The organism is Hwanghaeella sp. (assembly GCF_965227365.1).
Taxonomy (GTDB): Bacteria; Pseudomonadota; Alphaproteobacteria; order UBA8366; family Aestuariispiraceae; genus Hwanghaeella.
The window spans coordinates 4,063,098-4,089,587 of sequence record NZ_OZ245754.1 but is presented as its reverse complement, the minus strand read 5'-3'; the positions used below and the strand labels follow the sequence as shown (position 1 = coordinate 4,089,587).

Below are 26,490 nucleotides of genomic sequence, written 5' to 3'. Positions count from 1 at the left end.
ATACCGGCTGCCGACCAAAATCAAGTCAGGAAATAGGGCCGATTAGTCGTTGAACAGGCTGTTCATCGGCAGGGAGTAGTGCAGCGTCACCACCTCGGTACCCGGATTGTTGTCGTCCAGGCTGGCATTGGAGAGGTGATAGAGCGTCAGGCCCAACCGGCTGCGGTCGTCGAACCGATAGGCGACTTCCAGGCCCGAGCGGAATTCGATGATATGGCCCAGATCCTTGCCGTCCCCGTCATGATACAGGCCGGGTGCGAATTGCGGGGTGATCACCCAGCGCCGCCCCAGATAGATGTCGGCGCGGATCCCGGCATAGACATAGGCCGCCGCGTCGGTTGTCGCCATCACGCCGACCATCGGGGTGAAGATCCACCAATCCAGGTCGGAGATGTATTCCAGATGGAATTCGCCCGCGTCCTCGTCGTCGTTGATATCGTAATATCCCGCGCCGAAACGGATGAAGGCGGGATCGCCCCCGGCCTGTGCGGTGGATGCGATGCCGGCCCCGAACAACAGGGCGGCCAAGGCGAAAGCGGCCCCACGCATGATCATGACGCGCTTGAGCATCAAGCGTACTCCCCCTAATACAGCGACTGTGTGCAGCAGATTCCGCGCATGATAGCGAAAGACCGTTGCGGGACAAGCCCTTGCCGCAATTTGGCCGGGCAATGTGGCGCGAAGGCGACGGTCGCCTGGACGGGGCGGATACCAGAGTGCGCGCCGCCCGTTCCCCGCCTTTTTCCTGTGCTTTTCCTGCACATTTCTGGGGTTTCCGCGCTTGACGGGTCCAGCCCCGTGCACTAGAAGACAGCGCTTCGCGCACGGGTTTACCCGGTTGGGCGGCGGATCGTATGGGTTCTTGCGGGAATTTTCACTGAAATTCCAGGTTGGGGACGGGCGGTTCGGCCGACGCGCAAAAAGACAGTTGGGAAAGCCAGTTTCTAAAAGCCGGCGCCCGAAAAGGCGCTGAAAAAGGATTTGTACCATGTCCAGACGTTGCACGATCACCGGTACGGGCGTCATGACCGGCAACAACGTGTCGCACGCCATGAATCACTCCCGTCGCCGGTTCCTGCCGAACCTGCAGTCGACGCGGCTGATGAGCGATGCGCTGAACGAGCAGGTCCGCCTGCGCCTGACGACGCGTGCGATCCGCACCATCGAAAAGGCCGGCGGCCTGGACGCGTATCTGCTGAAGACGCCGAACCGCAAGCTGCCGGAAGAAGCGCAGCGCTTGAAAAAGCGCATCTCGCGCCGGATGGCCAAGGTTGCCGCCTAAGGGCGACGCCTGAGCCTGCCCCCTAAAATCGGGGGATCGGTTCGAAGAGTTTGGGGAAGGCCTGCCGCTCGGCGGGCCTTTTTCGTTGCCCGGGCCACGGCGTTTCCGGGCCGTTTCAACGCCTGTTGTTCCCCGGCGTGAATGCGCTTGTTCCTGACGCCGCTGCGTTAAGGACTCCCCTCCCCATGCCGGTTCGGTGCAAGCTTGCCGCCAAACAGCGACAAGCAGGAGGAACCCATGGCGCGCATTCCCTATGCATCACCGGAAGACGTGAAGAACGACGCCCTTATCGAACGGGTGAAGGCCCAGCGGGGGGAGGTCCTGCACCTCTACGCCATGCTGCTTCACAGCGAGGAAATCACCGACGGCTGGCTGCAGCTTTTCACCGCGGTGCGCCAGAAGGGGACGCTGCCGGGCGATCTGCGGGAACTGGTGATCATGCAGGTGGCCCTGATCAACGGCGCACCCTATGAGGCGCAACAGCACCGCCCCATCGCCCTGAAGGAAGGACTGACCGAAGCCCAGGTGGACGAACTGGCCGACTGGCAGAATTCCAGCGTCTATACCCCGAAACACCGCGCCATCCTCGCCTATTGCGATCAGATGACCCGCAAGGTGCATGTGGATGACGCCGTTTTCGCCGAGGTGAAACAGCATCTGGACAACAAGCTGATGCTGGAACTGACCGTCACCATCGCCGGTTACAACATGGTTTCCCGCGTTCTCGAAGCGCTGCATATCGACGCCAAGGACGACCGCGGGGGCTGGGTGAAATGAGTGACGCTAAATTGGCCGGCGCGCCCGATCCGAGTGACTTCTTCCGCCTCGACGGCAAGGTCGCCTTTGTCGGCGGCGCCGGCAGCGTCGGGCCCGGTTGGGGGAATGGGAAGGCCACGGCAGCGCTGTTGGCAAGGCGCGGGGCCAAAGTTTTCTGCACCGATATCTCAGCCGACGCGGTTCAGGAAACGGTCGACATCATCGCCTCGGAAGGCGGCACGGCCCAGGCCTTCGTGATGGACGCGACATCGTCGGACAGCGTGCAGACCGCGGTGAAGACCTGCGTGGAGGCTTTCGGCGGCATCGACATCACGGTCAATAATGTCGGCGGCTCGGTCCCTGGCGGCGTGGTGGAGATGGCGGAAGACGTCTGGGACCGGCAGGTCGCCCTCAACCTCAATAGCGCCTATCTGGGCTGCAAATACACTATTCCGCATATCCTGCAGCGGGGCGGCGGGGCGATCGTGAACCTGTCCTCCATCGTCGCGATCCGCATGGGGGAAGGTCGCGTGCATAGCGCCTATACGGCGACCAAAAGTGCCGTCATCGCGCTCAGCCGCTCCATCGCCATCCAGCACGCGGCCCAGGGCCTGCGCTGCAACACGGTCATCCCGGGCCTGCTCCACACGCCCTTGGTCGAAGCCCGCCTCGTCGCCCAGCTCGGCGCCGCCGACGCCGAAGCCCTCATCCAAAAACGCGCGAAGCAAATCCCCATGAAACAGGCCGGCACCGGCTGGGACGTCGCCAACGCCATCCTCTACCTCGTCTCGAAAGAGGCCGGACACGTCACGGGCACGGAACTAATTGTCGACGGCGGGTTGGCGGCGGCGATGCCGGGGTAGGTTCGATCACAGAAGGAATAGAATAAACTGTCACGGGACAAGTTTATTGCGTCGACACAGTCCAGAGGTCAAAGCGGTGTTGCCGAAAATTCTTTCGATAGTATCAGCCTTGGCGGGAACCTTCTGCCTCTTCCTTTTTCCATTCGCCTTCTCGAAATACTGGGCGTGGAGAGAAGCGACTCGGGAAAGAGAAATGTTTGATCACCACGAATGGGTGAAGGACAGGCGGAGACGTGAAAAAGTTCTCGAGCACGAGGCGGAGAAACGACTTAGGTGGTTCCTGTTGGCCTTCTTCGCGGCGGTTGCGACAGGATTGATCTCAGGCTTTTTGCAGTAACACTTCACTCAACTTCCGTGCCGCCCAAACCGCCATTTCCCGCACCAGCTTCGACTCGTCTTCCAGCAACGGGGTGACTTTCGGTTGGACCGACGCGTCACCGCTGTTGCCGATCCCGATCAAGACGTTCCGAAGAAACCGGTCGCGGCCGATGCGTTTTATCGGGTTGCCGAAGTTACGGCCATGTCAGCTGCCCGGCATCATAACAGGCCCAATTGCAGCGCATCGCGCGGCTACGTCCGAACCCTAAGCCGAATAGACGACCCGGCCGTCGATCATCGTCAGCCGGACGTCGGTCTTCAGGAGCGATGCCGGGCCTTCCGCGAAAAAGTCGCGGTCGAGGATGACGATGTCGGCGGCCATGCCCGCCTTCAAGGTGCCGGTGACGCCGTCGAGATGGGCGGCCCAGGCCGGTTCCCGCGTACCGTGGCGTATCGCATCCTCCATGGGGAGCGCCCAGTCCGGGCGGTGCGGCTGGATCGTCTCGTCGCTCGGCGATTTCCGTGTCGAGGCAATATACATATTCGGGAGCGCCTCATAGGGGGCGGTCGGCGTATCCGTGCCGAAGGCCAGCGGCGCGCCGGCCTTCAGGTAGAGTGGCCAGGCGAATCCGTTGGCTCCCCGCTCGGCGCCGAGCTTTTCCAACCAGTTCGCAAGATAGGCCGGATCGACATGGACCGGTTGCATCGACGCGGTGATACCGATCCGGCCGATCCGTTCGATCTGGTCTTCCCGGGCATATTCCAAATGTTCTATCCGGTGGCGCCGGCCGGACGTGCCATTGACCTTGGCGGCGTTCTCAATCGCATTGATGGCATCGTCGATGGTGGCGTCGCCGATCGCGTGAATGGCGACCTGTAGACCGGCCTTGTCGGCTGCCGCAACCATCGGCGTCAGCGCGTCGTCCGGCCAGATCGGATCGCAGTTGCTGCCGTCGGTATAAGGCTGGCTCAACGCGGCTGTACAGCCGTCAATCGTGCCGTCGCCGATGAATTTGATGCCGGTGACCCGCAGCATGTCTCCCTGATACTGCTTCGCCAGCTCCGCCGCGCGTGCGACCTGCGCCAACTCCTCCTCCAAGTCACCGGTTCGCCACATGATGATGTGGCCGATGACGCGCGCCGAGAGTTTACCCGCCGCGTGCAACCGCGCCACGGATTCGAGCGCCTGTTCCTCAAGAGCCATTTCGACGACAGATGTGATTCCGGCCCGGGCGAAAGCCTCAAGCGCCGCGGAGACCTGCAAATCGAGCTCATCATCCGACACGTTGCTCAGCAGCGGCCAAACCATGTTGGTCGTCGCTGTCTCTTGCAGCCATCCGGTCGCCTCCCCGGTTGCCGGATCGCGCACGATTTCCCCGCCGACGGGATCGGGCGTCTCGGCAGTGATGCCGAGTTCCTCGAGCGCCGCCGAATTGACCCAGGTCGAATGGAAGTCGAACGCATCCAGATAGACCGGTCGGTCAGGCACGATATCGTCCAGCATCGACTTGTCGGGCCGGCCGTTCGGCACATCGCCATGGACCCATGCGGTGCCGAGAACGCGCGGCGCATCCGGGTTCTCGTCCGCCCATTGCCGGACCCGGCGGCGGATTTCATCGACGTTTCCGGCGCCTCGCAACTGCGCCTTGCGCATTGCGGCACCCGTCATGGCAAGGTGAACATGACCGTCCACGAAGCCCGGCACGACCAGGCCGCCCGCGGCGTCGATCCGTTCGGGATCCCGGCCTGCCGCCGATACCGCTCCGTCCGTATCCCCGACATGGATAATGCGGTCGCCCTGGACCACGACCGCGTCGGCCCAAGGGGCTTCCGGGTTGGCCGTGAAAACCCTCGCACCCGTTATCAGAACGCATTTCTCAGCCATGGTCGCCAACCCATTTCAGCCCGCCGCCGTTATGCGGATACGTTATCGGCTTCGATGCGCATGCTCAATTGGTCTGTGTCGCCGGGCCACAAGGATTACAGTTTTTCAGCGATAGGCTATGATTGTGACCGTTGTTCTAACTTTTCCACTGCCCAAACGGCCATTGCGCGCACCAATTCCGACTCGTCTTCCAGCAGCGGCGTCACCTTCGGCAAAACCGACGCATCGCCGCTGTTGCCGATCCCGATCAGCACGTTCCGCAAGAACCGGTCGCGGCCGATGCGTTTTATCGGGCTGGCGGTGAAGAGTGCGCGGAAGCCGGCGTCGTCGAGGTCCAGAAAATCGGCGAGTCGGGGGGCGGTGAGTTCGGCGCGGGGGAGGAAGGCGTCCTCCTTGGTGCGGCTGGCGAATTTGTTCCAGGGGCAGACGGCGAGGCAGTCGTCGCAGCCGTAGATGCGGTTGCCGATGGCTTCCCTGAATTCCTCCGGGATATGCCCCTTATGTTCGATGGTGAGGTAGGAGATGCAGCGCCGCGCGTCGAGCTGGTACGGCGCGGGGAAGGCGTTGGTCGGGCAGATGTCCTGGCACGCGGTGCAGGACCCGCATTGGTCCTTGTGGGGCGTGTCGGGGGCGAGGTCAAGGGTCGTGAAGACTTCGCCCAGGAAGAGCCAGGACCCGAATTCGCTGCTGACGAGGTTCGTGTGCTTGCCCTGCCAGCCGACGCCCGTCTTTGCCGCGACGGGCTTTTCCATCACCGGGGCCGTATCAACAAAAACTTTGACCTCGCTTGGCTGGGTTTCCACCAGCCAGCGCGCGAGTTGCTTCAGGCGTTTCTTGACCAGGTCGTGATAGTCCCGGTTGCGGGCGTAGACGGAGATCGCGGCGCGGTCCTTGTGCTCAAGATCGTCGAGCGGGTCGTGGTCCGGGCCGTAATTGGTGCCCAGCACGATGACGGATTTAACGTCAGGCCACAGGCCTTGGGGCGAGGACCGATGCTCCAGCCGCTCGCCCATCCAGCCCATATCGCCGTTTTCGCCGTTTGCGACGAACTGGCGGAGGCGCGCGCCCTCCCGTTCCGTCAGGGTGACGGGCGCGAAGCCGACCGCGTCGAAACCGATCTCGCGGGCCTTGTCCTCGATTGCCTGTTTCAGGTTCGGCTCGTCCATAGCCCCGTATTCCGGTGACGGCTACAGCGGCGGAATATCGCCTTCCTCGTTGAGCGCGTTGAACTGGGCGACGTATTCGTCGAACGTTCCGCCCTCGATCGCCGACCGCAGATCCGCCATCAATTGCTGATAATAGGTCAGGTTATGCCATGTAATCAGCATCATGGCGAGGATCTCGCCTGCCTTTACAAGGTGGTTGAGATAGGCGCGGCTGAACTGGGTGCAGGCCGGGCAGGGGCAGGCATCGTCCAACGGGCGGGGGTCGTCCACATGCCGCGCGTTCTTCACGTTGACCGGGCCGCGCCGGGTCCAGGCTTGGCCGTTGCGGCCGGACCGGGTCGGCAGGACGCAGTCGAACATGTCGATCCCGCGCGCGACGGCACCGACGATATCGCCCGGCTTGCCGACGCCCATCAGGTAATGCGGCTTGTCCGCCGGCAGGGCCGGGCAGGTATAGTCCAGTGTGTCGAACATCAGCTGCTGGCCCTCGCCGACCGCCAGTCCGCCGACCGCATAGCCGTGGAAGCCGATCTCCTTCAGCGCCTGCGCGGATTCAAGCCGCTGGTTCTCGTACACGCTGCCCTGGACGATACCGAAGAGACCGCAGCCCGGCCGGTCCTCGAACGCGTCCTTGCTGCGCTTGGCCCAGCGCATGGACAGTTCCATGCTGTCGCGTGCCTGTTTCTCCGTCGCCGGATAGGGCGTGCATTCGTCGAAGGCCATGGTGATGTCGGCGTCCAGCAGGTTCTGGATCTCGATCGACCGTTCCGGCGTCAGTGTGTGATAGCTGCCGTCCACATGGGAGCGGAAGCGCACCCCGTCCTCGGTGATCTTGCGGATCTCCGCCAGGGACATGACCTGGAACCCGCCGCTATCGGTCAGGATCGGCCCCGGCCAGTCCATGAATTTGTGCAGGCCCCCCAGCCGGTCGACGCGCTCCGCGCCCGGCCGCAGCATCAGGTGATAGGTGTTACCCAGCACGATCTGCGCGCCGGTCCCGGCGACCGATTGCGGCAGCATCGCCTTCACCGTGCCCGCCGTGCCGACCGGCATGAAGGCAGGCGTGTCGATCTGCCCGTGGGCCGTCGTCACGCGGCCGCGCCGCGCCGCGCCGTCGGTCGCCATCAACTCGAAGCCGAATTCGGTCATTCCGATCTCTCCAACAGGCAGCAGTCGCCATAGGAATAGAAGCGATAGCCTTCCGCCTTGGCGTGTTCATAGGCCGCCTTCATGCGGTCCAGCCCGGCAAAGGCGCTGACCAGCATGAAGAGGGTCGATTTCGGCAGGTGGAAATTGGTCAGCAGCAGGTCGGCCGCCTTGAACCTGTAGCCCGGCGTGATGAACAGGTCGGTCGTCGCATCGAAGGGGTGGATGACGCCATTCTCGTCCGCGGCACTTTCCAGCAGCCGCAGGGCCGTGGTGCCGATGGCGACGATGCGCCGGCCCGCCGCTTTGGCAGCGTTCAGGCGATCCGCTGTCTCTTGGCTCAGGATGCCGATTTCCTCATGCATCACATGGTCGTCGGTGTCTGAAACCTTGACCGGCAGGAAGGTGCCGGCGCCGACATGCAGGGTCAGCGTTTCGCGCGTCACGCCCTTGGCGTCCAGATTGCCAAGCAGACGGTCGGTGAAGTGGAGCGAGGCGGTCGGCGCCGCCACCGCGCCCTCGTTGCGCGCGAAGATTGGCTGATAATCGTCCCGGTCCTGTTTGTCTTCCTCGACATCCTCTTCGGAACCGTGATGCCGCTTGATATAGGGCGGCAGCGGCATGACACCCTGCATGCGGATCTGGTCCAGCAGGGCCTCGCCCGTATAGGGGAAGAGGAGTTCCACCTCGCCCCCGTCGAACTTCTCCACGACCTCGCCGACCAGGCCCAGTTCGCAGACGAAATCGTCGCCCACTTTCAGCTTCTTCGCCGGCTTGGCGAAGGCGCGCCAACGGCTGCCGTCAACACGCCGGTGCAGGGTGACGTCGACCTTCGCCTGGCCGCGCCGCCCGATCAGCCGGGCCGGGATGACCTTGGTGTCGTTCACCACCATCACGTCATCCGGGCGCAGCAGGTCGGGCAGGGCGGAGACGATCCGGTCCGTCATGCTGTTCTCGGTCAGGTCCAGCATGCGGGCCGCGTCGCGCGGCTCCGCCGGGTGCTGCGCGATCAACTCGGCCGGCAGGTCGAAGTCGAAGAGATCTACTTTCATCTGAAGGCTTAAGCGGTCTCTCTCGCTTCCCGCAGATCCGCCGGGAACAGCGCCACCAGTAGTTTGAACGGGTAGAGCAGGGCGGCGATCATGGCCAGCTTGGCGACGAAATCGCCGGCGGCCCAGCTCATCCAGGGCAGGCCGGTGCCCGCGAAGGCGAGGGAGAAGAAGATGCCTGTATCGACGGCCGAGCCGAAGAAACTGGAAATGGCCGGGGCCTGCCACCAGACGCCGCGGCGCAGCTTGTCGAAGATCAGGACATCCAGCAACTGGGCGATCAGGAAGGCCGAGCCGGAGGCAAGCGCGATCCGCATATCGGCAAAGACCAGCGAAAGCACGACGCCGAGGGCGAAGCCGACATAGACGACCTTGCGGGCGCCTGCCGCGCCGTACAGGCGGTTGGTCGTATCCGTCACCAGGAAGCAGATCGGATAGGTCAACGCGCCGTAGGTCAGCAATTCGGCAAGGTCGATCCCGCCGAGTGTGTGCTGGATCGGATAACCGACGGCGATGTTGGAGAGCAGAATGACAAGGCCCATGGCAATCACGGGCGGCAGAAGACGCTTTGCGTCCTGCGCGGAGAAGGACATCTCGATTTCCTTTCGTTACGGGCGAATATCAAATGGGGTAATAGCCCCATCCCCGATAACCGTTATGCGCAGACGATCAGCCGCCGCGCGGCGCGGTTGATACGCCGGGGGCGGGGCAGATGTCAAATTTGGCCCGGCTCGTACGGTTGATCTTGTAACGACATACGAGTCGGCGTGCTGTAGAAGGCCTGCAAAATCTTGGTTTTCCGCGGGGAGCGGGATCTGACTGACAGCACCTCTTATTCGACCGCGCACGCCGCGCCGCATTATGCCTTCCTGGACGTGGTCCGGGCCGGGGCGGCGTTTCTGGTGTTGTTGGGCCATGCACGGTATTTCTTCATGCCCTCGTTCCAGGAAGTGACCGATGCCGGGCCGGCGACCATGGCGCTCTACTTTCTGTCGGGCCTGCAGCACGAGGCGGTGGTCCTCTTCTTCGTCATCAGCGGCTATCTGGTCGGCGGCGCGGTTTGGGAGCGCCTGACGGCGGGAAGTTTCCAGGCCGGGGGCTATCTGATCGCGCGGTTCTCACGCATCTTCGTCGTCTTCCTGCCTGCCCTGGCGCTGACGCTGATCGTCGCCGCTCTGCTCGGCGGGCCGCTGGCCGCGACGCCGATTGCCGAGGGCCGCCCCGTTATCCCGTTCAGCCTGGCGCTGGCGGCCTGCCATCTGGCCGGGCTGCAGGGGCTCTATTGTTCCGTGGTGGTGGAGAACCCGCCGCTTTGGTCGCTCGGCTATGAATGGTTCCTCTATCTGCTGGCGCCCTGCACAATGGCGCTGCTGGTGCTGGTTCTACGGAATTTCTGTTGGCTGCTGGCCGTGCCCGTCTTCGCGGGCCTGCTGATCACCGTCCTGCCCGCCCATACGCTCTGGTATTGGCTGGGCTTCTGGTATCTCGGCGCCCTGGCCAAGGCCGTCGCGCCCCGGTGCCGGGGCAGATGGGTCGCGGTTCTGTCGGCGGCGGGACTGGCGGCGGTGGCGGGCGGTTTCGTCCTGTCGCGACTGCATGTGGCGCCGGTGATGCTGACCGACGGGATGGTCGCGGGCGGGTTGGCGCTGGCCTTGCTCCACCCCGGGCTGATCGGCTGGTCGCCCGCGCCGCGCCTGTTCGGGCATCTGGCGGACATGTCCTATTCCCTCTATGCCATTCACTATCCGGTGCTGCTGCTGACCGTGGCGGTGCTGCAATCGGTTTGGGGCGGCGTCGGGGGTTGGTTTCAGATGGGGGGCGCGCTCGCGATCTGTATCGCAGCCGCCTGGGGCTTCGCCGCGGTGACGGAACACCGGAACGAAGCCGTCAGGCGGATGCTTTTGCGCACGTACAAAGGGCGCCGTTAGTTCCCCAGAACCTTCGGCCATTGCTTGTCGGCATTGGCGATGCGGCCCGGAATATCCTGCGACCACAGATCCTGAACTTCCTTGTTGTAGTTCAGGTACAGCTTGCCATCGACGATCTTCCAGGCGTCCGGCTCGGTCTTGGCGGTATAGCCCTCGGAAACCGCATAGGCGCAGTAACCGCCATATTGCGGGGCGTATTTCTCCGGATCGGCCTTGAACTTTTCCAGGTTCCCGGCACTGGCGAAATGCCAGTCGGCGCCGTTCCACTCATAGGCATGATCGGACGAGCCCTCGACCGGCTTGCCCTCGGTGAAATAGGCGACCGGGTCATAGCCGTTGATCGCGGTGCCCAAGAAGGTTTGGTAAACGGGGTCTTCGGCCGCCTGGGATGGGGCGGCGGCGAAAAGCGACACGCCGATCAGCGCGGCGAGGAAAGGGGCAAAGACGGGGGCGAACAGTTTCCGCATGGATGTGTCTCCTGTCGGTCGGGTTGGCGGGAAGCCGAAAGCTTCCTCGGTTTGACCTAACAGGTAGGCGAACACCGTCAGTCCGCATAGAGCCCATACGGCGGTTTCACTCAGGTTTTACCGGCGGTGAGGGGAACGGGGCACCTCATTGTCCAAGGTGCTGGAAAACGTCCATTCGATGATGAAGAACGCGGAGTATCAGAACGCCATCATCGTCGGACAGATAGATGATCATGTGCTGACGGTAGGGAAAAAAGTGCACGCGCGGCGAAAACTCCGTCCGCTCCGGTGCAAGATTGGGATTGGTGGCGAGAAGTGTGAATTGTGCCTCCAGGCCCGCCAGGTAGTTGCGCCGCTGGTCAATGCCCCAAGCCCGCTGCGTGTGGCGGCCAATATCCCTGATATCGGCTTGGGCCTTCCGGCTGACGCGGAAGCGCGCCATCAGGCCTGGTCGAGTTCGGCTTGTAGCGCGTCCATGCTGAAATCTTCCGCGATGCCACTTTCCACGCCTTCGTCGATCAGACGTTGGAGGTGAGCGATCTGTGCCGCCCGCTCTTGGTCGCGCCTGATCAGGTCGCGGACATAGTCGCTGGCATTACTGTAGCGCCCGCTCTTCGCCTGGCTTTCGACCCATTCCTTCATCGGGTCGGGCAGGGAAACATTCATCGTGGCCATCATGGTCCTCCTGGACCGACAATACCAAGGTTGGCAAAGTTTGCCAAAAAATGTTCTCCCTGTTCTACGGGGTTATTCCGCCGCCTGCGCCGTCTGGCCCTGGATCAGTTTGAGGACTTCGGACGCTGCCTTCGGAATGTTGGTGCCGGGGCCGTAGATGGCGGCGACGCCGGCCTTGAGTAGGAAGTCGTAATCCTGGGGCGGGATGACGCCGCCGCAGACGACCAGGATGTCGCCGGCGCCTTCGGCCTTCAGCGCCTTGATCAGTTCCGGCACAAGGGTCTTGTGCCCGGCCGCCTGGCTGGAAACGCCGATAACGTGAACGTCGGATTCGATCGCCTGGGTGGCGGCTTCCTCCGGCGTCTGGAACAGCGGGCCGACATCGACGTCGAAGCCGATATCGGCGAAGGCGGTGGCGATCACCTTGGCGCCGCGGTCGTGACCGTCCTGGCCCATCTTCACCACCAGCATGCGCGGGCGGCGGCCCTGAGCCTCGGCGAAAGCGTCGATTTCCGCCTTGATCTGCTGATAGCCCTCGTCGTCCTCGTAGGCAGCGCCGTAGACGCCGGAGATCGAGCGTACGACGGCGCGGTGACGGGTGAAGACCTTCTCCATGGCGTCCGAAATCTCCCCGACCGTGGCGCGGTGGCGCGCCGCTTCGATGCTGAGTGTCAGCAGGTTGCCCTCGCCGGATTCCGCCGCCTTGGAGATCGCGTCCAGCGCGGCCCGGCAGGCGTTTTCGTCCCGCGTCTTGCGGATGTTGTGCAGGCGTTCGACCTGGGCCTTCAGCACCTTGGTATTGTCGATGTCCAGCACGTCGACCTGTTCCGGATTAGTCGGCTGGTACTTGTTGACCCCGACGATCACTTCCTCGCCCTTGTCGATGCGGGCCTGGCGCTGGGCGGCGGCTTCCTCGATCCGCATCTTGGGCATGCCTTCGCCGACCGCCTTGGACATGCCGCCCATGGCTTCGACCTCGTCGATCAGCTTGCCGGCTTCCTTGATCAGGCTGGCGGTCAGGCTTTCGACGTAGTAGGAGCCCGCCAGCGGATCGACCGTCTTGGTGATATAGGTCTCCTCCTGCAGGATCAGCTGCGTATTGCGGGCGATCCGCATGGAGAAGTCGGTCGGCAGGCCGAGCGCTTCGTCGAAGGAATTGGTGTGCAGCGACTGGGTGCCGCCGAGTGCGCCGGCGAGCGCCTCGATCGTCGTGCGGATGACGTTGTTGTACGGGTCTTGCTCAGCCAGGGAGACGCCCGACGTCTGACAGTGGGTGCGCAACATCAGGCTCTTCGGGTCCTTGGCGTCGAACTTGTCCTTGATCAGGTTCGCCCACAGGAAGCGCGCCGCGCGCAGCTTCGCGACCTCCATGAAGAAGTTCATGCCCAGGCAGAAGAAGAAGGACAGGCGCGGGGCGAAGGAGTCGACGTCGAGCCCCTTGGAGACAGCCGCGCGGACATATTCGACCCCGTCCGCGATAGTGAAGGCCAGTTCCTGAACCAGCGTCGCGCCGGCCTCCTGCATGTGATAGCCGGAGATCGAGATGGAGTTGAACCGCGGCATGTGCTTGGCGGTATGTTCGATGATGTCGGCGACGATCCGCATCGAAGGCTGCGGCGGATAGATATAGGTGTTGCGGACCATGAACTCCTTCAGGATGTCGTTCTGAATGGTCCCGCTAAGCTGCGCCTGCGTCGCACCCTGTTCCTCGCCCGCCACGACATACATGGCCAACACCGGCAGCACCGCGCCGTTCATGGTCATGGAGACGGACATCTTGTCGAGCGGAATGCCGTCGAACAGGATTTTCATATCCTCGACAGAGTCGATCGCGACGCCGGCCTTGCCGACATCCCCGATCACGCGTGGATGGTCGCTGTCATAGCCGCGATGGGTGGCGAGGTCGAAAGCGATGGAAAGGCCCATCTGTCCCGCCGCAAGGTTGCGGCGGTAGAAGGCGTTGGATTCTTCGGCCGTGGAGAAACCGGAATATTGCCGCACCGTCCAGGGGCGCTGGGTATACATGCTGGCGCGTGGTCCGCGGACGAACGGTGCGGCCCCCGGCACCATGCCGTCCATATGGGCCAAGCCGTCGAGATCTTCGGCCGTATAGAGCGGCTTGACCGCGATGCCTTCCGGGCTGGTCCAGGTGAGGTCCGCGGCGGTCTTGCCCTTGGTCTCCTTTTCGACCATGGCTTCCCAGTCGCTGAGTGTCTTTTTCTCGAAGTCGGCCATTCGAATTCTCCTCACCTGAAAGCGATGCCCTTATACCGCCAGGGGGTATAGCCTGTCCAACCTGAACGGATACGGGCGGCGCTATGTCCTACCAGCCGTTTACGCGGTCCCAGCGTTCCGTCACTTCCGTGCCTTCCAGGATGCCGTAATCGTCATATGCTGCCGCCGTCATGCAGGCATGGTTCGGCAGAATACGAACCTTTGACCCGACCGGCAGGCGCTCATAGGCGGCGGGATCGGTGACTTTGACATGACCGTGTTCCTGGCTGACGCCGGTGACGTAGAGGCCTGGAATTGGGGCTGCGGTCTCCGGGTCGCAGACCTCGCCATATCCGACTTCCGGTCGGAAGGCATTGGCGCCGCGGTCCTTGCTGAGCGCCAATCCCCCGCTGTCGAGCAGGATCTTGCCCGCCGCCTTGTTGTGCCCGATCACGCTGGCCAGCACGCTGAGCGCGATATCGCCGCGTTGGCAGACCCCGCGGGACTGCTGGTCCAGGTCGAAGAAGACGAAGACGCCCGGCCGGTATTCGGTCAGGCCGGTGGCGTCCTTGGAATAAAGGGCAGTCGGGGTCGACCCCGCGCTGACAATGTCGATCCTGTGTCCGGCCGCGCGCAAGCGATCGGCGGCGCCGACGACCGCCAGGCGCTCCTCTTCCGCGATCCGTTCGATCTCGGCGATCGAATTGACGCCATAGGAATGTCCCGCATGGGTCAGCACACCGGCAAGCCGCGGCGCTTCGCCGGGTTCCGCGACGGGCCGGAAGGCGGCGGCGATTTCCATCAGGTCATCACCATCGGCCTGCACGCCGCCGCGATGGTCGCCACAATCCACCTCGGCCAGCAGGTCGAAAGGCGCGCCATGGGCGGCGACCGCGCGGGCGACATCGGGACTGTCGGTGATGATCTTCAGTTCCACGCCGCGCTGCATCAGGGCCGCGGCCTCGTCCAGCTTGCCGGGTACGATTCCGACCGCATAGGTAATGTCCAGGAAACCGTGATCGGCGAAATAGGCGGCTTCTTTCAGCGTCGAGACCGTAATGCCATAGCGCAATTTGTCCGTCGCCAAGGTGCCGACCGCCGCCGACTTGGCGGTCTTCAGGTGCGGCCGCAGGGCGACGCCCAGCTTTTCTGCCTGCTTCAGCATGCGGCCTACATTCGCAGTTAGACGGGCCTTATCGAGCAGCAGGCTTGGCGTCGGCAGGTCGGTTACGTGCATTCTGGTCTTCATCCCCTCTTGTCCGGCCCGTCTTTGCGAGCGGGCCTACTACGATTGTGATTGTTGTCTGCGCCGAACCGGCAATTTCATTTCTGGACCGTTGCGGATTCCCGTGTCTGTCGGACGGCGTCCCGAGCGGCGAAGCATAATGCGCTGTACAGTGCCGTGACCAGCGGCGTTTCCGATTGCCGCCTGCGAACCACCAGGCCGACATTCCGCATGACCGCCGGTCCGTCGAACGGAAAGGTCCGAACCGTTTCGGCGAATTGCGGGGTCAAGCTGCGGTGCGGAACGACCGCCGCCCCCAATCCGCGGGACACCATCATCAGGATCGCCTCAATGGAATCCAGTTCCATCGTCTCGGCCACGCGAATATGGCGGGATTGAAGGGTCGTTTCGATGATGCGTCCCACGCCCGTACCCCTGTTGAAGCGAATGAAAGGCAGGGTTTCCAGCATGTCCGGCCCGCTTTCCCCCTCCGCGTTTTTCGGCGCGGCGATCAGCAGGGGTTCGGAAAAAATGGTCAGACTGCGTAAACCGGACGGCAATCGTGCCGGTTCCGTAATGACTGCGGCGTCGATGACGCCCCCGGCGACCAGATCTTCCAGGCCGGCGGACAGGCCCCCTTCGATCCTGACCTGCATCCGCGGGTGTTCGTCCCGCAACCGGGCCAACGCGCTGGGCAGCACGGATGTCGTGGCGCTGGGTATGACGCCCAAGGTGAGGGATCCGAGGAGTTCCTCACCCCCGGCGGCTGCCTGCCGAAAACTGTCCACCTGATCGACCAGATCCCTGGCCCGGTCCAACAACGCGCGGCCTAAAGCACTGAGGACCGGCGGGCGCTTGCCGCGGTCAAAGAGTTCCGCCTGCAAGCTCTCCTCAAGGGCTTTCATCTGCATGCTGACGGCGGATTGGGTCAGGAACAGTCGCTCGGAAGCCGCTTGAAAGCTTCCGGTTTCCGCAATCGTGACGAAGGTCCTGAGATGCCGGAGGTTCATTTAATACCAAGAAAGTTGAAGTTATTCTTCAATATATTTCGTTTGTTTGAAGAGTGAAAGCATCACAAACTTGTGAGCGAGACAATGAACAAGCAGGCAAAGGCGATCCAATGACGACCGGTATCCAGGCGGCAATTCAATTCGATCTAACCCCGGAGCAAAAAGCGTTGCAGGCGCGTGCGCGGGAATTGGCGCGGGATTTCGTTGCGCCGCGTGCCGCCGAGACCGACCGGTCGGAGCAATATCCCTGGGAAGTGGTCCAAGCCCTGCAGGAGAACGGTTTCACCGGTATGACGGTGCCGAAGGCCTACGGCGGGCAGGGGCATTGCTTCCTGAACGCGGCGATCGTTATCGAACAATTCGCCCAGGTCTGCGGCGTGACCGGCAGGATCGTGGTCGAGGCGAATATGGGCGGCATTTCCGCCGTCCTTCGCTACGGCACCGAAGAACAGAAGAAGTTCGCGGCCCCCTTCGTGTTGAACGGCGACAAGCCGGCGATCTGCATCACCGAGCCCGAAGCCGGCTCGGCGGCGACCGAAATGACGACCCGGGCCGACAAGCGCGGCAATACCTATGTGCTGAACGGCAAGAAGCATTGGATCACCGGCGGCGGCGTTTCCCGCCTGCATCTGATTTTCGCCCGTGTCTTCGACGAGAATGGCGAGGAACAGGGGATCGGTGGCTTCCTAGCCGTACGCGACGAATCCAAAGGGCTTCGCATCGGCAAACGCGAACCGACGATGGGGCTGCGCGGCATTCCCGAAACCGAAGTTCATTTCGAGGACCTGGAAGTGCCGGAAAACATGGTTCTGGTGCCGCCGGGCGGCTTCAAACGAGGCTTTGCCGAATTGATGGACGCTTACAACTCCCAACGCGTCGGGGCCGCCACAGTGGCCATGGGTGTCGCCGCCGGGGCCTATGAACATGCGCTTGAATTTGTTCAGGAGCGTGAGCAGTTCGGTCGCCCGATTGCCGAATTCCAGGGCCTGCAATGGATGCTGGCCGATATGTCTACCCAATTGGACGCGGCCCGGTTGTTGATCTGGCGCGCCGCCGCCAGCGCCGCGCCTTTCCCGGATGTGCAATTGGCGGCCCAGGCCAAGGTCTTCGCGTCTGAGATGGCGATCAAGGTCACCAATGACGCATTGCAGCTTTTCGGCGCGCGCGGCTATTCCCGAAACCTGCCGCTGGAACGCATGGTGCGTGACGCACGGATGTTCACAATTGGCGGCGGCACCGCGCAAATCCTCCGCACGGTGGTTGCCAGCCGGTTGCTGGGCCGTAAATTGCCGCAGACGCGGGACGGTTACGACCGCCTCGCACAGCGCGCCGCCAAGGCGGCCGCCGAGTAACCGCAGACAACATACCGTAGACAACACAAGGTCGCCGATCGGCGCCTTCCAACCGGTTTGGACCAATATGGCTGAAGACAAATCCGGCATGCTTGCCGTGGATATCATTGCACGGCGCCTCTACGACGCCGGATGTCGGTTCGCTTTCGGAATCCCGGGCGGAGAAGTGATCGCGATGATCGACGCCCTGGACCGGGTGGGGATCCGCTTCATCCTGACCAAGCATGAAAACAATGCCGGCTTCATGGCCGAAGGTGTTTACCATTTGACCGGCGCGCCGGGCATTCTGGTGACGACGGTCGGTCCGGGCCTGGCCAACGGCTTCAACGTTGTCGCCAATGCGGAACAGGATCGCGTGCCGCTGATCGTGCTGACGGGGTCGGTCGATCCCGAGGAGGCGCTGACCTATAACCATCAGGTCTTCGATCACATGGCCGTCTTGAAGCCGGTCACCAAGGGCAGTTTTGCCCTCGGCGACGGAGCGGTGGATGTGCTGGCCGATCGCGCTGTCCGGCTGGCCCTCGACGACCGTCCAGGGCCGGTCCATATCGACCTTCCCATGTCCCGGCAGAACAAGCCCGCTGCCTGCGTCGGCGCCGCTCCGCGCGCCGTCAACAGTGCCACTGCGCCTGCGTCGGGACCTGAACTGGAACAAGCGAAGGAATGGCTCGCCGCGGCACAGCGTCCGATCATGATCGCGGGGCTGGACGTGCTGAACAGCCCGGGTGGCGCGGCCGAGGTTGCAGCTTTTTGCGAACGCTTCAACATTCCGCTTATCACCAGCTACAAGGCCAAGGGCATCGTGCCGGAAGACGCGCCACTCGCCCTAGGTGGGGCTGGGCTTTCACCGACGGCGGACAAGTCTCTGCTGCCTCTTGTGAAGAACGCGGACCTCATCCTGCTTGCAGGCTATGACCCCATCGAAATGCGAACGGGCTGGCGCAACGTCTGGGATCCGCGGCATCAGAATGTCGTGGAGATCGCCGCGGCGACGAACGATCATTACATGCACCAATCCACGATCAGCTTCGTTTGCGATATTGCTGCCGGTCTGCGCGCGCTCGGCGACGGGGTGTCCGCCGCGGCGACTTGGACGAACGGAGCGCCGGCGGCAGCAAAGGAAGCGCTGGCCGGTGCATTTGGACAAAACGAGGCCTGGGGTCCGGCGGCGATCGTCGAGACGGTCCGCGCCGCCTTGCCGCGAAACGGCGTTGCCACCGTCGACAGCGGTGCGCATCGAATACTCTTGAGTCAGGTATGGTCCTGCTTCGGCGAGAGACAACTTTTGCAGTCGACCGGTCTGTGCACGATGGGCTGCGCCTTGCCGCTTGCGATCGGGGCCAAGGTAGCCGAACCGGACCGGCCGGTGGTTTGTTTCACCGGCGATGCCGGGCTGGAAATGATCCTGGGGGAACTGGCCACGCTGCGGGATCTGAAACTTGCCGTTCCCGTCGTCGTCTTCGTCGACAAATCGTTGGCCCTGATCGAATTGAAGCAGCGCGGCGTCGGGTTGAAGAACCTGGCCGTCGATTTCGACGGCACGGATTTCGCTGCCGTCGGTCAGGCCCTGGGCGGGCGCGGGGTGACGGTGGCCTCACGCGATGCATTGGCCTCCGCGATGCAGGAAGCATTGGCCGCCGATACCTTTACGGTGCTTGCATGCACCTTCGATCGCAAGGCATATGACGGTCGGCTTTAACCCTTAAGGTCATCAAACCCGATACCTCGTACCAAATGTCGCCGTATTTTTCGGCAAGGGGGAAATCATGACAGGCATGCCGCTTGAAGGCGTTCGCATCTTCGACCTCACCCGAATTCTGGCCGGGCCGACCTGCACGCAATATCTTGGTGATCTGGGTGCGGATGTGATCAAGATCGAGCGCCCGGACCAAGGCGACGATACGCGGAAATGGGGCCCCCCTTATGTAAAGGGCCATGACGGCGAGGATACGACTGAAAGCGCCTATTATCTCTGCGCCAACCGAAACAAGCGTTCCGTGACGATCAACCTGGCCAGCGAGGAAGGACAGGCGCTCGCCCGCCGGATGATCAAGGAATGCGATATCCTGGTGGAGAACTTCAAGGTCGGCGGATTGAAGGCCTACGGCCTGTCCTATGAAGATCTCAAGGAAGAGAACCCGTCTCTGATTTATTGCTCGATCACCGGCTTCGGTCAGACCGGTCCTTATGCCCCGCGCGCGGGTTATGACTTCCTGGCCCAGGGCCTGGGCGGGATCATGTCGATCACAGGCACGCCGGGCGTCGAGCCGGTGAAGGTCGGCGTCGGCATCGCGGATGTCATGTGCGGCATGTATGCGTCGACCGCAATCCTGGCCGCTTTGCGGCACCGGGATCGGACGGGTGAGGGCCAGCATATCGACTGCTGCCTTCTGGATACCCAGGTGGCGTGGCTGATCAATGAAGGCGTGAACTACCTGGTTTCCGGCAAGGTGCCGCAGCCGCGCGGCAACGAGCATCCGAACATTGTTCCCTACAAGGTTTTCGAATGCGCCGACGGACATGTCATCCTGGCGGTCGGCAATGATGGTCAGTACCGCAAATGGTGCGATTTCGCAGGCGCCGATGATCTCGCCGCGGATCCGCGTTTCGAGACGAATTCGAAACGTGTGATGAACCGCGAAGATCTCTACGCGGCAATGCCGGCCTATATGAAACAGAAGACCGTATCGGAATGGGTCGACGGGCTCGCCAGCCGTGGGGTGCCCTGCAGTCCGGTCAACAACATCAAGCAGGTGTTTGAGGATCCGCAAGTCCAGGCTCGCGGCATGCGTATCGATCTGCCGCATCCGACCGCGGGCGAAGGCACCGTCCCGCTTATCGCCAATCCGGTGAAAATGTCCGGCACGCCCGTGCAGTACAGGCATGCGCCGCCGACACTGGGGCAGCACACCGAAGAGGTTCTGCAGGAACTGCTCGGCATGGACGAGACTGAGATCAATGCCCTCGGGGACTCCGGCGCGACGACGGTCAAGGACTAGCCAGCGAATTTCCCGGCCGCGTCTTGACCGTCCAAGCGTTCCGTACAGATATCAAAACGCGTATTCGGTCATGTCATTTTGGCCGTTGAACAGGCGCGAATATATCCAATGTCATGACCATCGGAATGCCATCTTATCGCATCAGGCGCCGGTTTTTCAGCGACTATGGTTGGGAAGGTATCCAGGGACGCTTGGCGAAAAGCTGGCAATCAATTGAAATGTTGCGTTTTTTTTAATGCCTGTGCTCAGGCCATCGGGTAGGGTCGCGGCAAGATCTGGTAACATAAGGATCATATCATGCGCACGCGATTGGGCAGGCGTTTGCGCTGGCATCTTAAGGCGGGCACCGTTTTGGCGTGTTTGGCTTTGCCGGGCTGCATGCTGACGGGTGAACAGGCGAAACTGGCCGGTTCGGCGCCGTCGACCGCGACTTTCGAAGCCGTCATGAACGCTGGCGAAGAGAAGATGCAAGCCGGAGACTATGCTGCGGCGGCGTCTTTGTTCCGCAATGCACATTCGGTGAATCTTGAAGCACCGGAACCGTTGGCCAAGCTTGGGCTGGCTCTGTCGCTGGGCGGTGCACCAGAGGAAGCGACCGATGCCTACCGCGCGGCCCTGACCAGGGCGCCAAAGGATGTGGAAGCGCGACGCGGCTTGGCCAATGCCCTGCTCTCCATCGGAGAACCCGCATTGGCGATCCCGCATTATCTCGCGGCGGTCGAAGCCGCCCCGACGGATTATCGCGCGTATCTCGGTCTAGGCGCTGCCTATGATATGACGGGCGATCACCAGGCGGCGCAGTCGACCTATCAATCCGGATTGGCCCAGGCGGGCGACAATATCGACCTGCAGCACAATCTCGGTCTCAGTCAATTCCTGGCAGGCGAAGAAGCGGAAGGCATCGCCCGACTGCGAAAGGTCGCTTCTGCGCCCGGCGCATCGACGCAGCACCGGCAGACATTGGTCATGGCTTTGGCATTATCCGGTCAGGAAGCGGAAGCCCGAGAGCGGGCCTCGTTCGATCTGGATCCGGCTTCGGTTGAACGGAACCTTGAATACTTCCGGACCATTCGTGGACTGCAGGACCCAAAACGCCGGCTTGACTCGATCCGCGCTTTCATGGCGAACGGCCAACCGCCGCAATCCTGAATTTACATAGTAAGCGATGTTGCCGGACGACCTGAACACCGTCCGACGAGCCGCCTTTTCTAGAGATTGCCGAGCGCATCAACGGTGCGCAGGATGCCCGGGCCGATCAGCACGATGAACAGGGCGGGCATGATGAATACCACCATCGGCACGGTCAGCGTCGCCGGTAGTTTCGCCGCCTTTTCCTCCGCCTTCATCAAACGTTCGGTCCGCATTTCGGCGGCCAGCACACGCAGGCTTTGCGCCAGGGGCGTGCCGTATTTTTCCGCCTGGGCGAGCGTGCCGACCAAGGCGGTGACCGAGGGGAGGTCTGTTCGAATTTCGAGGTTGCGGAGCGCTTCACGACGCTCCTGCAGAAAACCAAGTTCAACTGCGGTGAGTTCCAGTTCGTCCGCCAGTTCGGGGCAGGAAAGGCGAAGCTCGCGCGCTACACGGATCAGTGCTGAATCCAGGTTCAAGCCCGCTTCGACGGAAATCACCAGAAGGTCCATCGCGTCCGGCATGGCCTTTGACAAAACGGCCTTGCGTTTGTCCGCCGCGTTCCGGGCATAAATTTCCGGAAGGTAAAAGCCGACCAGAATCATCGTCAGGGAAACGACCAGCTTTATCATCGGGGGCATCGGATACAGGCCGGTCCCGTAAAGCAGGATGGCAGTGACGCTACCGAGGATGATCGGCATTGCCAACTTCATGAAAAGGAAAAGGACAACCGCATCCTTCGATCGATTGCCGGCCCTCAGCATCTTCAACTGCGCTGCCTCATGCTGGCCGCTGCCAAGCAATTCCAGCCGCTGAACGACTTGTTTGGCGAAACCGATCCCCTGTTTGCCGAGACCACGCCCCTTGGGCTCGCGGGCCTTGGTCAAAAGGTCGGCGCGGCGCTGGCGAATGGCGGCAGCGCGCCGGCTGCTGGGGCGCCGCTCCAGCAGCGGCACCCAGATGGCGACGACTGCGAAGAAGGTTGCGATCCAAGCCAGAGCGAAAACCAGATCCGCGGCGGACCATCCGGTGGGGAGAAGGTCATCGAATGTCATGTCAGATCTCGAACCTCACCATTTTCATCATCACGCCGATACCCAACGCCATGCTGCCCAATCCGGCGGCCAGTAGCATATGACCGCGTGGGTCGTGGAAAAGTTCGGTCGCATAGCTGGGGTTTACGAGCAGCAGGATGCCGAACATCACGAAGGGCAGGGACCCCAGAATGGTCGCACTGGCCCGTGCTTCGGACGAAACCGCCTTGATCTTCAGTTTCATCTGGCGACGCTTCCGCAAAATTTCGGACAGATTTTCCAGCGTCTCGGCCAGATTGCCGCCGGTCTCCTTCTGCACCGACAGGGTGATGGCCAGGAATTTCAGCTCCGGTGCGGCAATGTTGTCCGCAGCCTGGGCGAAGGCGTCGTCTACCTGCGCGCCGACACGAACCCGGTCCGCGACCTCGGCAAAGATCTCCTTCACCGGCGATTTGGCTTCATTCGCCACGGCAACGACGGTTTCCGAAACGGGCAATCCCGCCTTCAACCCGCGGACCATGACGTCAATACCATCGGCCAGTTTGTCGACAAACGTATCGCGGCGGCGGCGGATCATCGTCGAGACAGCAAAGTTCGGCACCAGCAAGCCGGCGGCAATACCGATAACGATCGCGGTCGTCGCCGGCAGGCCGCCCAACCGCCACATCATCGTGAAGACCACGACCACTGTCAGAAGAATTCCCAATCCAAACTGGCCGGGCGATATTTTTCGGCCGGTTTGGCGCAAACGGATGCGAAGTTGGTCCGGCTTCGGCAACAGGGGCCCGAAGAACTTGTCGAAGCGGCTGGTGGGATCGGCGCGGCGCAGCGAAACAACCTCATCCGCCTGCTTCGGTCCGCGCCGCCGTGACACCGCGCGTTCCAGGCGGCCGCGGCGGTGGCCGCGCTCCCGCAGGTTCATGGAAGCCAGAACGTAGACGCCGGCAAGTACTGCCACCGCCACCAGAATGGCGATCGCCGCGAACATCACGTCGGGCGTCAGAAGTTTAAGAAACTCCGTCACGACATGGCCTCCAGCAGTGGCCGTTCGAGGCCGAAATAGGATGCCTTCTCCGCGAAGTGTGGGCGCAGGCCCGCCGGTTCGAAATCGCCGAGCAGATTGCCTTCCTGATCCTCGCCCTTGAAGCGATAGGCGAACAGTTCCTGCGTCGTGATGATCTCTCCCTCCATGCCGACCACTTCGGTCACACTGGTGATCCGGCGTTTGCCGTCGCGCATCCGGCTGACCTGAACGATCAAGTCGACGGCGGACGCGATCTGCTGCCGCATCGCCTTTGCCGGCAGATTGAAGCCGGCCATGGAAACCATGTTTTCCAGCCGGGTCAGAGCTTCGCGCGGATTGTTCGCGTGGATCGTACACATCGAGCCGTCATGGCCGGTATTCATGGCCTGCAGCATGTCGATGGCCTCACCGCCACGAATTTCACCAAGGATGATCCGATCGGGGCGCATACGAAGCGCGTTCTTGACCAGGTCCCGCATCGTGATCTCGCCGCGTCCTTCCAGGTTCGGCGGGCGTGTCTCCAAACGCACCACGTGGGGCTGCTGCAGTTGCAGTTCGGCGGCATCCTCGATCGTCACCACCCGTTCACCGGTATCGACCATTCGGCTCAATGCGTTCAGCAGGGTGGTCTTACCCGACCCGGTACCGCCGCTGATCAGAATGTTCAGCCGGCTGCGCCCGGCGATCTTCAGTACGGTCTCCATCGGCTTGGAGATGTTGTTCTGGGAGGTCATGACCTCCAGCGTGATCTTCTTTTCTGAAAACTTTCGGATCGAGACCGAGGCGCCGTCGAGGGCAAGCGGCGGGATGATGATGTTCACACGGCTGCCGTCTTCGAGACGTGCATCGCACATCGGCGAACTTTCGTCGATGCGTCGGCCGATCCGGTTCACGATCCTGGTGCAAACGCCCATGAGGTGCTGATTGTCGCGGAACCGGATATCGGTCAGCGTCAACTTGCCCTTTCGTTCGACATAGATCTGATAAGGGCCATTGATCATGATATCGGTCACGCTCTCGTCGGAGAGCAGCGCTTCCAACGGCCCCAGACCCAGCATATCGTTGATCAGCAACGTCACCAGATCCCGCTGTTCCATGGAGTTCAGCTGGATCTGCTTGGCGCGCAGGATATCGGAGAGGATTTCGGTAATCTGTTTCGCGAGTTCACCGCGCGACAATTTGGCTGCGGCGCTGACATCGATCTGTTCCGTGAGCGGCCCGCGGACCACTTCGGCGGCGGCCTCGACCGTCGCGCGGCCCATATTCTCCTGCTTCGCCGGCGCTGCTTCCGGTTCGGCATCCCACATCAGATCCGAGAGACGGGTTCCGGGGATCGTCTCGCCATCGGTCGGCGCGGGTGCAAGGGCTTGCTCCGGCCGGATCGGCGGTGCCTGGACCTGGCTGGCCGGCCGGGCGGGAATCTGTTGGCCGCCGATACGGATCGAAGGCCGTACAGGGTCGGACGGGGCGGCCGGTTCGTCCGGTGTGAAGGCCGCATCCGGTTTGCCGCCGGTGGATATCCATTCGTTCAGCAGTTCGGTGATCAGGTTGCGTTCCTGCAGCAGGCTCAAGGTGATCCGCTGTTTCGACGCTTCGCTGTTGATCGTGTCCTTGATGACCTTGCTGAGGTCGCCCCTTTTGGCGAAGCGAGGATCCTGCGCGGCCAGCGCATCGGCGATGATCGGCGTCATGTCGTCCCGAAAACGGCGAAGCGCGATAGTGGCGGATTCGACTTCCGACTTGTCGCCGCGCCGGGCGCGGAGGCTGTCTACCAGCGCCATAGCTTTTTCCCTTTCGCCTTCTCATCAGAAATGCCTGCGAAATCGCGCGCCAATGTGGAAAGCGCCTTGGTGACCGGGCTGCGCGGCCCGGCGATTTCCGGCAGGGATTTGCCCTGTGTCGCCGCGGCGGCGGCCGATTTCGCATCATGCGGTATCCAGGCGTGGACCTTGCTGCCCAGGCCTTGCTCCATTTCCTTGGCCGTGACCTGCTGCTGCGGCTTGGGCCGCTCGACGACCGCGATTTGAATGTTTCGCGATTTCATGCCATCGGCCAGAACCTCTTGCAGGCGCACCGTGTCGCGCAATCCGGCGATCGAGGAATCGGTCACGATGGTGATGCTGTCCGCCGCTTCGATCAGTGAATGCGCGTAATGAAGTGCATGCCGGGGAAGATCGACGATGACGGTTTTGAAAGTCGCGGATATGGCTTCGTAAAGGGTCGCGATCGCGGCCGGCGAAGGATCCACGTTGTGGTCGAGGGATTCTTCCGCCCCCAGCACGAAAAGCTTGCTCGTCGCGTTGATCATGGCGCTGCCGATGAACAACGAATCGATGCGTTCGGGATGTTGCAGGGCATCGCGCAGGCCGGAGCCCGGCAGCAGGTCGAGCGCGAGGGCACAGCTGCCGAAATGCAAATCCAGGTCGATCAAAGCTGTTTCGCGTTCGAAGGTCTCAGCGGAAAGCCATGCCGTCGAAACCGCGAAACTGGTCGCCCCGACACCGCCTCGTGCGCCGATCACCAGATGCAAGCTGCTGCCTTCTGGCTCTTCCTCGATTGCGGGAGGGCGCGCGGCCGGGGTGCGGGCCCGTGTAATGACGTCTGTCAGCGTCGTTTCGTCCAGCGGCATCAACAGGTAGTCTTCCGCCCCTGCCTGCATCGCCGCCCGATACATGGAAACGTCATTCACGTCCCCGATCGCGACGACCCGGCCGTGGGAGGCAATGGCGGTCCGCTGAATTCTGTCCACCGGATCGATGTCGTTGGTGACGTCCAAGAGGATCAGATCGGCCTGCCAATCCGACAGTTGTTCCGGCAGGGCGGAACGGGGCAGGACTTCCGCCGCGGCGTTGAAGCCGCCATCGACCATGCGCGCGAGCACGTCGGTCAGCATCGCGTCGTCACTGACGGCGACAAGGCTTAAGGTGCGTTCCTGCGGGGTATTCATCTGGACTCTCCGCCTGCTTCCG

At 62.4% G+C, this 26,490-nt stretch carries 25 protein-coding genes; 8 read left to right on the top strand and 17 right to left on the bottom strand.

Going from position 1 to position 26,490, the window contains the following annotated elements; translation table 11 throughout:
* Positions 1–42: 42 nt before the first annotated feature.
* Positions 43–570, bottom strand: a complete 528-nt coding sequence (locus ACQK2G_RS18755) for an acyloxyacyl hydrolase (RefSeq protein WP_425406564.1) — start codon at positions 568–570, stop codon at positions 43–45.
* Positions 571–988: 418 nt separating this feature from the next.
* Here ACQK2G_RS18755 and rpmB point away from each other — a divergent pair, with 418 nt between their 5' ends.
* The 3 genes from rpmB to ACQK2G_RS18740 all read left to right on the top strand — a co-directional run bounded on the left by rpmB (position 989) and on the right by ACQK2G_RS18740 (position 2,901).
* Positions 989–1,282 carry a 50S ribosomal protein L28 gene (gene rpmB, locus ACQK2G_RS18750; RefSeq protein ID WP_425406563.1) on the top strand — a complete coding sequence of 98 codons (294 nt, stop codon included), beginning with the start codon at positions 989–991 and terminating at the stop codon, positions 1,280–1,282.
* A 237-nt stretch (positions 1,283–1,519) separates the two neighbouring features.
* Positions 1,520–2,059: a carboxymuconolactone decarboxylase family protein gene (locus ACQK2G_RS18745; protein ID WP_425406562.1), complete on the top strand. Its 540-nt coding sequence runs from the start codon at positions 1,520–1,522 to the stop codon at positions 2,057–2,059.
* Positions 2,056–2,901, top strand: coding sequence for an SDR family NAD(P)-dependent oxidoreductase (locus ACQK2G_RS18740; protein ID WP_425406561.1), 846 nt, complete (start codon positions 2,056–2,058; stop codon positions 2,899–2,901). The genes ACQK2G_RS18745 and ACQK2G_RS18740 overlap by 4 nt, the downstream gene beginning before the upstream one ends.
* A 319-nt stretch (positions 2,902–3,220) precedes the next feature.
* On the opposite strand, the gene ACQK2G_RS18735 is transcribed toward ACQK2G_RS18740, so the two are convergent.
* The 6 genes from ACQK2G_RS18735 to ACQK2G_RS18710 all read right to left on the bottom strand — a co-directional run bounded on the left by ACQK2G_RS18735 (position 3,221) and on the right by ACQK2G_RS18710 (position 9,058).
* Positions 3,221–3,361 carry a hypothetical protein gene (locus ACQK2G_RS18735; protein ID WP_425406560.1) on the bottom strand — a complete coding sequence of 47 codons (141 nt, stop codon included), beginning with the start codon at positions 3,359–3,361 and terminating at the stop codon, positions 3,221–3,223.
* Positions 3,362–3,484: 123 nt separating this feature from the next.
* A complete protein-coding gene (locus tag ACQK2G_RS18730) occupies positions 3,485–5,104 on the bottom strand; it encodes an amidohydrolase (RefSeq protein WP_425406559.1) in 1,620 nt (539 codons plus the stop codon).
* A 116-nt stretch (positions 5,105–5,220) separates the two neighbouring features.
* A complete protein-coding gene (queG, locus tag ACQK2G_RS18725; protein WP_425406558.1) occupies positions 5,221–6,270 on the bottom strand; it encodes a tRNA epoxyqueuosine(34) reductase QueG in 1,050 nt (349 codons plus the stop codon).
* A gap of 21 nt (positions 6,271–6,291) precedes the next feature.
* Complete coding sequence (gene tgt / locus ACQK2G_RS18720) at positions 6,292–7,419, bottom strand: tRNA guanosine(34) transglycosylase Tgt (protein WP_425406557.1); 1,128 nt, start codon at positions 7,417–7,419, stop codon at positions 6,292–6,294.
* A complete protein-coding gene (gene queA / locus ACQK2G_RS18715; RefSeq protein ID WP_425406556.1) occupies positions 7,416–8,468 on the bottom strand; it encodes a tRNA preQ1(34) S-adenosylmethionine ribosyltransferase-isomerase QueA in 1,053 nt (350 codons plus the stop codon). The genes tgt and queA overlap by 4 nt, the downstream gene beginning before the upstream one ends.
* Positions 8,469–8,476: 8 nt before the next feature.
* Positions 8,477–9,058, bottom strand: a complete 582-nt coding sequence (locus tag ACQK2G_RS18710) for a queuosine precursor transporter (protein ID WP_425406555.1) — start codon at positions 9,056–9,058, stop codon at positions 8,477–8,479.
* Positions 9,059–9,256: 198 nt separating this feature from the next.
* Between ACQK2G_RS18710 and ACQK2G_RS18705 the strand changes: the two genes are divergently transcribed.
* The gene (locus tag ACQK2G_RS18705; RefSeq protein ID WP_425406554.1) at positions 9,257–10,393 is read left to right on the top strand and encodes an acyltransferase family protein; all 1,137 of its coding nucleotides are present in this window, start codon (positions 9,257–9,259) and stop codon (positions 10,391–10,393) included.
* Here ACQK2G_RS18705 and ACQK2G_RS18700 read toward each other — a convergent pair.
* The 6 genes from ACQK2G_RS18700 to ACQK2G_RS18675 form a co-directional block, all read right to left on the bottom strand.
* Positions 10,390–10,860, bottom strand: coding sequence for a YHS domain-containing (seleno)protein (locus ACQK2G_RS18700; RefSeq protein WP_425406553.1), 471 nt, complete (start codon positions 10,858–10,860; stop codon positions 10,390–10,392). The two genes, ACQK2G_RS18705 and ACQK2G_RS18700, sit on opposite strands and share 4 nt — an antisense overlap.
* Before the next feature lie 145 nt (positions 10,861–11,005).
* Positions 11,006–11,302, bottom strand: a complete 297-nt coding sequence (locus ACQK2G_RS18695; protein WP_425406552.1) for a type II toxin-antitoxin system RelE/ParE family toxin — start codon at positions 11,300–11,302, stop codon at positions 11,006–11,008.
* The gene (locus ACQK2G_RS18690; protein WP_425406551.1) at positions 11,302–11,535 is read right to left on the bottom strand and encodes a type II toxin-antitoxin system ParD family antitoxin; all 234 of its coding nucleotides are present in this window, start codon (positions 11,533–11,535) and stop codon (positions 11,302–11,304) included. Before ACQK2G_RS18690 ends, ACQK2G_RS18695 begins: the two co-directional genes overlap by 1 nt.
* A 72-nt stretch (positions 11,536–11,607) precedes the next feature.
* Positions 11,608–13,770, bottom strand: a complete 2,163-nt coding sequence (scpA, locus tag ACQK2G_RS18685; RefSeq protein WP_425406550.1) for a methylmalonyl-CoA mutase — start codon at positions 13,768–13,770, stop codon at positions 11,608–11,610.
* An 88-nt stretch (positions 13,771–13,858) separates the two neighbouring features.
* On the bottom strand, positions 13,859–14,986 hold the full coding sequence (locus tag ACQK2G_RS18680; protein WP_425406549.1) for an alanine racemase: 1,128 nt from the start codon (positions 14,984–14,986) through the stop codon (positions 13,859–13,861).
* Between the two features lie 86 nt (positions 14,987–15,072).
* Complete coding sequence (locus ACQK2G_RS18675) at positions 15,073–15,984, bottom strand: LysR family transcriptional regulator (protein WP_425406548.1); 912 nt, start codon at positions 15,982–15,984, stop codon at positions 15,073–15,075.
* Between the two features lie 110 nt (positions 15,985–16,094).
* Here ACQK2G_RS18675 and acdA point away from each other — a divergent pair, with 110 nt between their 5' ends.
* The 4 genes from acdA to ACQK2G_RS18655 all read left to right on the top strand — a co-directional run bounded on the left by acdA (position 16,095) and on the right by ACQK2G_RS18655 (position 21,484).
* Positions 16,095–17,336 (top strand): 3-sulfinopropanoyl-CoA desulfinase, encoded by a 1,242-nt coding sequence (gene acdA / locus ACQK2G_RS18670; RefSeq protein WP_425406547.1) that lies wholly within the window; start codon positions 16,095–16,097, stop codon positions 17,334–17,336.
* Positions 17,337–17,403: 67 nt separating this feature from the next.
* Entirely contained in the window at positions 17,404–19,035 is a 1,632-nt protein-coding gene (locus tag ACQK2G_RS18665; RefSeq protein WP_425406546.1) for a thiamine pyrophosphate-binding protein, read from the top strand.
* 67 nt (positions 19,036–19,102) lie between these two features.
* Positions 19,103–20,335 (top strand): CaiB/BaiF CoA transferase family protein, encoded by a 1,233-nt coding sequence (locus ACQK2G_RS18660; protein WP_425406545.1) that lies wholly within the window; start codon positions 19,103–19,105, stop codon positions 20,333–20,335.
* A 297-nt stretch (positions 20,336–20,632) separates the two neighbouring features.
* Positions 20,633–21,484 carry a tetratricopeptide repeat protein gene (locus ACQK2G_RS18655; RefSeq protein WP_425406544.1) on the top strand — a complete coding sequence of 284 codons (852 nt, stop codon included), beginning with the start codon at positions 20,633–20,635 and terminating at the stop codon, positions 21,482–21,484.
* A gap of 59 nt (positions 21,485–21,543) precedes the next feature.
* Here ACQK2G_RS18655 and ACQK2G_RS18650 read toward each other — a convergent pair whose 3' ends face one another.
* From ACQK2G_RS18650 to ACQK2G_RS18635, 4 genes are read right to left on the bottom strand one after another with little or no spacing between them, the layout of a single operon-like run.
* Positions 21,544–22,518: a type II secretion system F family protein gene (locus ACQK2G_RS18650; RefSeq protein ID WP_425406543.1), complete on the bottom strand. Its 975-nt coding sequence runs from the start codon at positions 22,516–22,518 to the stop codon at positions 21,544–21,546.
* 1 nt (position 22,519) lies between these two features.
* A complete protein-coding gene (locus ACQK2G_RS18645) occupies positions 22,520–23,521 on the bottom strand; it encodes a type II secretion system F family protein (protein WP_425406542.1) in 1,002 nt (333 codons plus the stop codon).
* A complete protein-coding gene (locus ACQK2G_RS18640; protein WP_425406541.1) occupies positions 23,518–25,302 on the bottom strand; it encodes a CpaF family protein in 1,785 nt (594 codons plus the stop codon). The genes ACQK2G_RS18645 and ACQK2G_RS18640 overlap by 4 nt, the downstream gene beginning before the upstream one ends.
* Positions 25,290–26,468 carry an AAA family ATPase gene (locus ACQK2G_RS18635; RefSeq protein ID WP_425406540.1) on the bottom strand — a complete coding sequence of 393 codons (1,179 nt, stop codon included), beginning with the start codon at positions 26,466–26,468 and terminating at the stop codon, positions 25,290–25,292. Before ACQK2G_RS18635 ends, ACQK2G_RS18640 begins: the two co-directional genes overlap by 13 nt.
* Between the last annotated feature and the right edge of the window lie 22 nt (positions 26,469–26,490).